Origin of the sequence: Kineococcus esterisolvens, assembly GCF_050871405.1 — a bacterium.
Taxonomy (GTDB): domain Bacteria; phylum Actinomycetota; class Actinomycetes; order Actinomycetales; family Kineococcaceae; genus Kineococcus.
The window spans coordinates 1-9,425 of sequence record NZ_JBJLRI010000105.1 but is presented as its reverse complement, the minus strand read 5'-3'; the positions used below and the strand labels follow the sequence as shown (position 1 = coordinate 9,425).

8 protein-coding genes are annotated in these 9,425 nt (G+C 74.4%); 1 reads left to right on the top strand and 7 read right to left on the bottom strand.

Translation table 11 applies throughout. From position 1 onward, the window contains the following. Both ACRYR8_RS19985 and ACRYR8_RS19980 read right to left on the bottom strand, forming a co-directional pair. Nucleotides 1–1,026 (bottom strand): CYTH domain-containing protein (locus tag ACRYR8_RS19985; RefSeq protein ID WP_432486188.1); only part of this gene is annotated, 1,026 nt, incomplete at its 3' end. Between the two features lie 77 nt (nucleotides 1,027–1,103). After that, entirely contained in the window at nucleotides 1,104–3,866 is a 2,763-nt protein-coding gene (locus ACRYR8_RS19980) for a SpoIIE family protein phosphatase (protein WP_432485098.1), read from the bottom strand. Between the two features lie 230 nt (nucleotides 3,867–4,096). On the opposite strand from ACRYR8_RS19980, the gene ACRYR8_RS19975 reads away from it, so the two are divergent. Further along, nucleotides 4,097–4,486 carry an ATP-binding protein gene (locus tag ACRYR8_RS19975; RefSeq protein ID WP_432485096.1) on the top strand — a complete coding sequence of 130 codons (390 nt, stop codon included), beginning with the start codon at nucleotides 4,097–4,099 and terminating at the stop codon, nucleotides 4,484–4,486. 129 nt (nucleotides 4,487–4,615) lie between these two features. On the opposite strand, the gene ACRYR8_RS19970 is transcribed toward ACRYR8_RS19975, so the two are convergent. The 5 genes from ACRYR8_RS19970 to ACRYR8_RS19950 all read right to left on the bottom strand — a co-directional run bounded on the left by ACRYR8_RS19970 (nucleotide 4,616) and on the right by ACRYR8_RS19950 (nucleotide 9,369). After that, nucleotides 4,616–5,443 (bottom strand): nucleoside hydrolase, encoded by an 828-nt coding sequence (locus ACRYR8_RS19970; RefSeq protein WP_432486187.1) that lies wholly within the window; start codon nucleotides 5,441–5,443, stop codon nucleotides 4,616–4,618. 70 nt (nucleotides 5,444–5,513) lie between these two features. Further along, nucleotides 5,514–6,530, bottom strand: coding sequence for an iron-siderophore ABC transporter substrate-binding protein (locus ACRYR8_RS19965; RefSeq protein WP_432485094.1), 1,017 nt, complete (start codon nucleotides 6,528–6,530; stop codon nucleotides 5,514–5,516). Nucleotides 6,531–6,585: 55 nt separating this feature from the next. Next, entirely contained in the window at nucleotides 6,586–7,356 is a 771-nt protein-coding gene (locus ACRYR8_RS19960; protein ID WP_432485092.1) for an iron ABC transporter ATP-binding protein, read from the bottom strand. Then, entirely contained in the window at nucleotides 7,353–8,414 is a 1,062-nt protein-coding gene (locus ACRYR8_RS19955; RefSeq protein ID WP_432485090.1) for an iron chelate uptake ABC transporter family permease subunit, read from the bottom strand. The genes ACRYR8_RS19960 and ACRYR8_RS19955 overlap by 4 nt, the downstream gene beginning before the upstream one ends. Further along, entirely contained in the window at nucleotides 8,407–9,369 is a 963-nt protein-coding gene (locus tag ACRYR8_RS19950) for an iron chelate uptake ABC transporter family permease subunit (protein WP_432485120.1), read from the bottom strand. Before ACRYR8_RS19950 ends, ACRYR8_RS19955 begins: the two co-directional genes overlap by 8 nt. Between the last annotated feature and the right edge of the window lie 56 nt (nucleotides 9,370–9,425).

Genomic DNA, 9,425 nt, shown 5'->3' with positions numbered 1-9,425 from the left:
GGCCGGGGGGGGCGCGGCGCGCGCGCGGGGCGCGCGCGCCCCGCCCCCCCGCCCCCCGCCCCCCCCCCCCCCCCCCCCCCCCCGGCGCGGCCCCCCGCGCATCTTGTGCACGGCCTCCGGCTCGTCGCGGCGCACCCGCGGGTCCTGGGTAAGCACCTGCTCGACCTGTTCGTGCAGGTGCACCAGCAGCACGTCCCCGGCCGCCGAGTGCCGCTTCAGCTCGGTACGCCGGGGCAGTTCCACGGCGGCGAACGCTCGGCCCGGGCCCGGCTCCCGCGCCTCGACCGGCTCGCTCCCGGAGGGCTCCTGCGCGGCGTCGTCGCCAGGGCCGTCAGCGGGACCGCCGACGGCGCGGGTGTCGGTGGCGGTGGCGGCGGAACCGGCGCCCGACAGGAGGCGGCCCACCTTGGAGGGGCTGGCGGACACCGACAGCCCCGCGGCCCGCAGGGCATCGTCGAGCGCCTCGAAGGTCGCACGGTCCCCCTCGAGGAGCTCCAGTTCCACCTCCCGCCACCTCTGCACCGCTCCTGCCGCCTCACCGGAACCCGCCAGCGGGAGCAGCCTGCGGGCTTCGACGACGTCGTCGGCCAGCTCCAGCACGCGCCGGCCGGTGGCGTCCAGGACCGTGCGCACGTGGCGTCGGGTGTTCAGCTGCGCCACCGGTACCAGCGCGGCGCCGTCGGTGTGCTCGGCCACGAGCCGGCGCAGCGCGGCCGGCACGGTGCGCACGGCGCGCCCCAGCGGGACGCGCTGTTCCAGGCGGGCCCCGTCCGCACCGGGGGTCTTCAAGTGCCATCCCGCGTCCGTCCCTCCGGTGCGCCGACGCAGGGCGATCTTCGCAGCGCTCAGGCGCAGGTCGGCGGTGTCGAAGTACACCGCCTGCAGCTCGTGCTCCCCCAGGTCGCCCTCGCGCAACCCGGCCTCCGCAGCGCCGGGCACCTCCGCGAGCAGGGAGGACAACGTCGGCACGTCGGCGTCGAGCGCAACGTCGTACTTCACTTCGACTTCGTCGTGCGCGCTGATCATGCGCCCTGTTCTACCCCCGCTGCCCGCCGCGCGCACGAGCAGCAGGGAGCGCACGCGTGCACCGACCGCCGCACCGGCTACCGCGGGGGCGGGGTGGGCGGCACGACGTGGGGGCCGGCCTCGGCCGGGCGCGGGCCGTCCTGGGGGTGCAGGCGCACCGCGACGAGGGCCACGTCGTCCTCGGGGTGCTCGGGCAGCAGGCGCTGCAGGACGCCGTCGCACAGGTCGTCCAGGCTCTGCCCGGCCAGGTCGCGCATCGCCTCGCGCAACTGCACCAGGCCGGTGTCGAAGTCCTGGTCGCGGCGCTCGATGAGGCCGTCGGTGTACAGCAGCAGCGTCGAACCGCGGTCCAGGGCGATCTCCTCGTCGATGCGCCGCGAACCCGGGTCGATGCCCAGCAGCAGGTCGTGGTGCAGCCCCTGCAGGGCGGTCACGGTGCCGTCCGGGGTGATGAGCATCGGCGGTGGGTGACCGGCGTTGGACCAGCGCAGCCGGGTGGTGCCGCGCTCGCGCTGGTCCGCGCTCTGCTCCAGGCGCGCCACCACGGCGGTCGCCGTGGTGCCCACCGCCAGGCCCTCCATCGAGGCGTCCAGCCCGGAGAGCACGGCAGCGGGGGCCTCACCGCTGTAGTAGGCGATGCCGCGCAGCAGTGAACGCACCTGGCTCATCGCCGCGGCCGCGTCGATGTCGTGCCCCATCACGTCGCCGATGACGAGGACGGTGGCGCCGTCGGGCTGCAGGAAGGTGTCGTACCAGTCGCCACCGACCTGCGCGGCCTTCGCGGCGGGGCGGTAGCGCACCGCGATCTGCAGGTGGTCCGGCTCCACCGGCGCGCTCAGCAGGCTGCGCTGCAGCCCCTCGGCCATCTGCTCCTGCTGGCCGTACAAGCGCGCGTTGTCCAGCGCGAGCCCGGCGCGCTCGGCGACCTCCTCCACGGTGAGCAGATCCTCACCGGTCAGCACGGGGCGCCCCTCCGACCGGCAGAGGGTGATCAGGCCGATCGTCCGCCCCCGGGCTCGCAGGGGTACCGCTGCCGCGGTGTGCGGTGCCAACTGCCGGAGGAGCTGCCTCGCCCGCTCGTCGTGCAGGACGGCGGCGATGGCCTCGGTCGCCGGCGCGGGCACCAGCACGGTGCGGCGGGCTGCCACCGCGGTGGTGACGAAGGCGGTGCGGGGGTCCAGGGCCTTCAGCCGGCGGTCGACGTAGCGTTCCAGCACCGGTCGCACCGCCTCCTCGGCGTGCCAGGAGGCGATGTCGTGGAGGGTGCCGTGCGCGTCGACGAGGCTGACGATGCACCAGTCCCCCAGTGCCGGCACGACGTGCTGCGCCAAGCGGGCGACGGCTTCCTCGGCGTCCAGCGTCGCGGACAGGTCGGCGCTGACCCGGGCCAGCAGGGCCAACCGTTCGGCGGTGCGCTCAGCGGCTTCCTGGGCCTGCCGCGCCTGGTGCTGGGCGGCTTCGGCGGCACGCCGGGCCTGCTCGGCGGCACGCAGGGCCACCTGCGTCGCCGCACGCTCCGTCTCGGCCTGCTGCTGAGCGGCGCGGCGGGCGGTGACGTCCAGGAAGTACACCGACAGCCCGTCCGGGTCGCGCCAGGCGCGCACCTCGTACCAGCGGTCCAGCGGCGCGGGGTAGTACGCCTCGAAGTTGACCTGCTCGCCGGTGGCCATCGCGTGGCGGTACTGGACCTCGAACTCGGCGCCGACGGCGTCGGGGAACAGCTCCCACACGTTGCGGCCCAGCAGCTCCTCGCGCGTGCGCTGCAGCACCCGCTCCGCCTCCGCGTTGACGTAGCTGAAGCGCCAGTCGCGGTCGAGGGAGAAGAACGCCGACGACATCGACTCCAGCACCCGCGACACCCGGGCGTCCTGGTGCCGTTCGGCGGTGGTGTCGTAGACCGCGCCCAGCAGGTGCGCCGGGCGCCCGTCGGTGCCGCGCAGCGCCTCCCCGCGGGCCTTGACCCACCGGGTGTCCCCGTCGGGCAGCACCAGGCGGTACTCCGCCTCGAAGGTGGTTCCCGTCTCCACGGACTCGCCCAGCAGCCGGCGCACCCGCTGCAGGTCGTCGGGGTGGACGCGCTCCTCGAAGGCGCCCATGGTGCCGTCGAAGTCGTCGGCGCTGTAGCCGAACAGTTCCAGGACCCGCTCGTCCCACGTCAGGACGTCGGCGTCCAGGTCCCAGTCGAAGCTGCCCACTCCACCGGCCGCGATGGCCAGCTGCCAGCGCACCCGGTCCGCCTCGTACTGCAGCGAGAGCGCCGACAGCTCCAGCTCCGCGACCGCGGCGACCGCCAGCTCCGTCAGCACCTCCACGTCGGCGTTGCGCCACGCCCGCGGAACCGGGTCGAAGACGCACAGCGCACCGACCGCGTGCCCGTCCTGATCGATCAGGGGCACGCCCAGGTAGGCCCCCACCGCGCCGCTGGTCACCGGCGGCAGCGCAGCCACCCGCGCATCGGCTGCGGCGTCCTGCACGACCAGGGGCGCTCGACCGGCGGCCGTCACCGTGCACAACGAGTCCGCCAGCGGCCCGGTGCCGCCCACCAGCTCCGGGGCCTGACCGGCCACCGCGCCGATGGTCTGCACGTCGGTCAACAGCGAGACCTGCGCCGCCGAGGTCGACAGCATCCGCGCCGCCAGGTGCGCCAGCCGCTGCAGCGCCGGGTTCGCCGGCGCGCTCACCAGCCGCCGAGCGGCCTCGGTGCGGGCCGCGTCCTGCGCCGAGCGGGCGACGGCGCCCACGAGCTGAGCGGCAGGGGCGGCGTCGCCCTCGGCGGCACCGCCACCACCCTCGTCGGCGGCTCGACCGCCGCCACCCGCCGGCCGGGATGCTGCCACCACTGCACGACCTCGAATCCCCGCGCTGTACCCGTGCGCCCTGGTTCCTGAAGGCTGGAGGTGGTGCCCGCGCAGCGCACCACCGCCCTCCACCCTACGGCGGCGCGGGCGGCCGCTCGTCTTGCCGCCACCCGGCTGCGGCTGCACATTGGACGAACCGCACCGGTGGCTCCCCACCGGCCTCGCGGCACCGTCAGGCACTCGCCCCGCACGGGCGCGCAGGAAGAGGTCCCATGGCACGGCTCGTCCTGGACCCGGAGCTCTCGGCCGTGGCCACTGCCCGGCACTGGGTCAGCGACGAGGTCACCCGCTGCGGCGCACCCTGCGCCGCGCAGGTCGACGAGGACGTCGTGCAGCTGCTCACCTCGGAGGTCGTCGGCAACGCGATGCGCCACGGCGCCGGCCCGGTCACCATCGAGGTGGACTGCGACGAGGAGCACGTCCGCATCGCCGTCACCGACGCCAGCCCCGCCACCCCGGTCGTGCGCCACGTCGGCCCGGAAGCCACCGGCGGACGCGGCATGGCCCTCATCGAGCAGCTCGCCAGCCGCTGGGGCTCCCGGGCCGCCCGCCCGCCGGCCACCGGCAAGACCGTGTGGTTCCAGTTGACGGGGACCTCGTGAGGCGCCCGCCTCGGCGGGTCGCAGCGAGCGCCGATCCGCGGGACCTCCCCGGAACGGGGCGGGGCTGAGCGCCGGGTCAGGACGAGCCGGTGGACCGCGAGCGACGGGCGTGTCCGCGGAACGCGGCGATCATGTCGCCGAACACCGGCTGACGGTCGAGCCGCGTGCAGGTGCGCACCCCGTTCGGTTCGTCGACCCACGTGCTGGACTTCGGCGACAGCGCCGTCCCGATGAGCGGGCAGCTGTCTCCGAGCGGCCACACGGCGTCGACCTCGAAGCCGTCCGGGAGCGGGAGCTCGACGAACCTTCGCCACAACCACGCACCGAGCCGTCCACAGCCCTCGAGCGCGTCCTCGATCTGGGCGACGCTCCACGCGCAGGTGCGGTACAGGTCTCCAGCGGGAACTGCCAGCGTTCCAGCCCGGCGGCGCCGAAGACGTGGGCGGCGGCGGCCCGGTCCGTGTCCCGGTTGCACTCGGGACGCTCGGTGGACGAGCCGCCGACCCGGGACAACGTCATCCGGTCAGCGATCCCCGGGTCGTGGTGCAGCGCCTCGGCGACGTTGGTCAGCGGTCCGGCGCAGACGACGACCAGCGGCAGGGGGTCTTCGCGGCGGGCGGCCCGGACGATGGCCCTGGCCACCTCGGACGGCGGCCTCGCCGGGTCGCAGGTGTCGTCGCCGCCCGCGTGGACGGCGGGTGCGGCACCGCCTCCGACGAGAGCGACCAGCTCCTCGGCGAGAGCGGCTCCACGCGCGCTGCCGCCGGCCGGCGGCCCGAACTGCGGGGACAGCAGCGAACTGGTGACGGCTTCGACGACGTTGCCGGGCAGGAGCAGGTGGTGGGCCAGCGCCACGAGGCCGTCGGGGTCCCCCGCCCAGTCGTCGTCGACGACGACCCGCGACCTCCGGGCGATGCTGAGCGTCGTCCGGATCCGTGCTTCCCCTCGTGCGGGCATCAGCACCTCCCCCGTGACCGCCACGCGGCGGTCACGGGGGAGGTGGGGCCGACGGCCGGACGGCCCGGGGTCACAGGGTCGCGGGCACCGTGCTCACGTCACCGTCGGCGGCGGCGGCCAGGACCGGGACGGCCCGCTCGACGGCGTACGGCAGCGACAACGGGCTGGAGAACCCGAGTGCGCCGGCGAAGTCGTCCTCGAAGGCCGGCACGTAGACGGTGCGCCCCTCGGTGACGACCGACAGGGCGGCGGCGGCACCGTTGGCGGTGAACTCCTCGGCACCGGCGCCCAGCACGACGAGCACGTCGGTGTCCATCAGGGAGATCTGCTCAGCGCTGAGCTCACCCTCGGTGGGGTTGCCCTCGAAGCCGAGGTCCTGGAAGAACTTGCCGCGCGGATCGCCGGCGCCCAGCAGGTAGTACTGACCGCTGATGATGAGCGCGACGCTGATCGTCTTGCCGCTGAACCCGGGGTTCGCCTCGACCGCGTCCTGGAACTCGGCCTCGACCTGCTCGGTCAGCGCGCGGGCCCCCTCGGCCTCGCCCAGCGCCTCGCCGATGACCCGGAGCTCCTCCTGCCAGGTCGCTGCCGCGCCCTCGGTCCGCCCCGGGGCGTCGGCGATGGTGGGGGCGATGGCGCTCAGCTGGTCGTAGGTGCCCTGCTCCATGTACGAGTAGGCCCCGATGATCAGGTCGGGGCGCAGAGCGGCGATCGCCTCGAGGTTCAGCTCCGCCTGACCGACCTCGGGGATCCCGCCCTCGGGCAGGAGGTCCTGCGCCCACGGCCGCCGGGCCGAGTCGTAGCTGAGGGTCTTGCGGGTCCCCACCGGGGTGAGTCCCAGGGCCAGGACGAAGTCCTGCTCGTTGTAGCCGACGGTCACGACCCTGGCCGGGGCCCCGGTGATGCGGGTGGAGCCGAGCCGGTGCTCGACGGTGACCGGGAAGGCACCGCCCCCGGCGGCGGTGGGCGTGCCCGCGGACGAGGCCGGGGACCGCGCGCCGGCGGAGTCGTCCTCACCCCCGCAGGCGGCCAGGGTGACCACGGCGCCGGAGGCGGCCAGGGCGGCGAGGACTGAACGACGGTGCACGCGCCGAGGATAGCCTCACCTGATCTTCGGCTCCGCCCGCTCCCCCGGACGGTCCTCAGCGGTAGTAGACGGCGGTGGGCACCCCGTCCAGCACGTGCACGCGCACGGGCGTGTCGAAGACCCGCTCGAGGACGTCGGTGCGCACGACCTCCTCGGGGGTGCCCTGGGCCACCACGCGCCCGTCGCGCACGGCGACGATGCGGTCGGACCAGGCCGCGGCGAAGTTGACGTCGTGCACCACCAGGGCGACCGCGCGGCCCAGATCGTCGGCGACGCGGCGCAGCAGCCGCATCATCCGCACGGCGTGGCGGATGTCGAGGTTGTTCAGCGGCTCGTCCAGCAGGACGTAGCGGGTCCCCTGGGCCAGGACCATCGCCACGTAGGCGCGCTGGCGCTGCCCTCCGGAGAGCTGGTCCAGGTAGCGGCCCTGCAGGTCGGTGAGGTCCAGGAACTCGAGGGCCTCGTCCACGGCGGCGACGTCGACGGGGGTGAGCCGGCCGCCGCAGTGCGGGAAGCGGCCGAAGGAGACCAGTTCGCGCACGCTGAGGCGGGCGGTGAAGTGGTTCTCCTGGCGCAGGACCGCCACGAGCTTGGCGACGTCGCTGGAGCGGGCGCGGTGCACGTCGACCGGCTCGCCGTCGCCGTGCACGCGCACCGAGCCGGCGTCGGGTTCGGCCAGGCGCCCGGCGATGGTCAGCAGGGTGGACTTGCCGGCGCCGTTGGGCCCGATGACGGAGGTGATGCCGCGCTCGGCGACGACCTCGGTGACCGGCCCCAGGACTGGGGTGGAGTCGTAGGCCTTGGTGACGCCGTCGACGGTGATCACAACGTGCCCTTCCGCAGCAGCAGGACGAGGAAGACGAGACCGCCGATGAACTCCAGCACGACGGTGAGCATGCCGGTGGCGTAGAAGACGTGCTCCATGACGAACTGCCCTCCGACCAGGACGAGCACGCCGAGGGAGAACGCCGTGGGCAGCAACACGGCGTGCCGGTGCGACCCGGCGATCTGGTGGGTGAGCGCGGCGACGAGGAACCCGAAGAACGTCATCGGGCCGACGAGCGCGGTGGACATGGCCACCAGCACGGACACGCACACGAGCGCCACGGTCAGTTCGCGGCGGTGGTCGACGCCGAGGTTGGTGGCCACGTCGCGCCCCAGGTGCAACACGTCCAGGCGTGCGTGGCGGCGCACGACGACGAAGCCGACCAGGACGCACACCGCCCCCGCCAGCGGCAGGACCTGCGGGTCGGCCGCGGTGAGCCGGCCGAACAGGCGCGCGGAGAGCAGGTCGTAGTCGGCGGGCGCCAGGACCCGCTGGCCGAAGGTCGCCAGGCTGTCGAAGGCCATGCCGATCGCGACCCCGACCAGCAGCAGGACGTGCAGGTTGGCGCGGCGGCCGGAGAACAGCCAGCGGAACAGGAACGTGGCGAAGGCGACCATGAGCAGCGTCTGGGCCGCCACCTTGCCGACCCCGTCGGTGGCGGCCAGCACACCTCCGCCGAAGACCACGACCAGCGCCGTCTGGGCCAGGGTGTAGACGGAGTCGAACCCCATGATGGAGGGGGTGAGGATCCGGTTCTGGGTGACGGTCTGGAACAGCAGGGTCGCCACGCCCTGCGTGAAGGCGACGACCACCATGGCGCCGACGGCGATCAGCCGGCGCTCGATCGCGAACTCGAAGGAGCCGCGCAGGAACAGGAACAGGTAGCAGAGCACGGCGGTGACGGCCAGGGCGCCCACGACCGCCACCCGCAACCAGGGGCGCGGCGACCGTCCGGCGCGGGCGGCCCGCCCCTCCCGCGGGCCGGGGCGGTGCGCAGCGCTGCTCCGGCGCGGCGGGCGCACGCCGCTCGCGACGCGCACGGTGGTGTCCTCAGCCACGCAGCGACCCCCTCCGGCGCAGGACCAGCACGACGAACGCGGTGGCGCCCACCGCGCCCAGGACGACCGAGGCGGGGACCTCCAGCGGGAACACGACGGTGCGGCCGACGAGGTCGCACACCACCATCAGGGCCACGCTGGCCAGCACCACCCAGGGCAGGTTGCGACGCACGTCGTCGCCGCGCAGCAGGGACACGACGTTGGGCACGACCAGGCCCAGGAACGGCACGAAACCGACCACGACGGTCGTCACGCCGGTGGCCAGGGCCACCATCGCGGTGCCGGTGAACACCACGCGGCCGTGGTGCAGGCCCAGGTTCGTGGAGACGTCCCTGCCCAGGCCGGCGATGGTGAACCGGTCGGCGGTCACGTACACGGCCACGACGACGAGGCCGACGATCCACAGCGGTTCGTAGCGCCCGCGCACGATGTCGTTGAAACCGCCCGAGCGCCAGGACGCCAGCATCTGCAGCAGGTCGTTCTCCGATGCCAGGTAGGTGGTGGCCGCGCCGACGACCGAGCCGAGCATGATGCCGACCAGCGGCACGATGACCGACGAACGCAGCGACACCCGCCGCAGCACCCCCAGGAACACCAGGGTCCCCACCAGGGCGAGCAGGCTCGCCACGACCATGCGCACGATCGTGGGCGCCCCCGGGTGGGCGACGGCGAGGGCGACGATGCCCAGGGCCGCCCACTGGCTGGACCCGGTGGTGGTGGGTTCGACGAACTTGTTCTGCACGAGGACCTGCATCACCACGCCGGACACGCCCATGGCGGCAGCGGCCAGCACGAGGGCCAGGGTGCGCGGGACGCGGCTGATGAAGAACATCTCGCGCGCCTGCGCGTCGTGCAGGAACGTCTCGACGGTGATGTCGTACCCGCCCACGGCCAGGGAGACGCAGACGAGGGCGAGCACGACGACGACCCCCACGGCCAGGGGGACCCGGCGCAGGGGGGCGAGGCGGGGCGGCGGCCCGGCGGGCGCGGCCGGTGCGGCCGTGCCCGCCG

What these genes read in the sequence shown, in the direction of transcription:
- ACRYR8_RS19975 (WP_432485096.1), top strand. Translation starts at nt 4,097, where the DNA reads ATGGCACGGCTCGTCCTGGACCCGGAGCTCTCGGCCGTGGCCACTGCC.
- ACRYR8_RS19970 (WP_432486187.1), bottom strand. Translation starts at nt 5,443, where the DNA reads ATGCCCGCACGAGGGGAAGCACGGATCCGGACGACGCTCAGCATCGCC.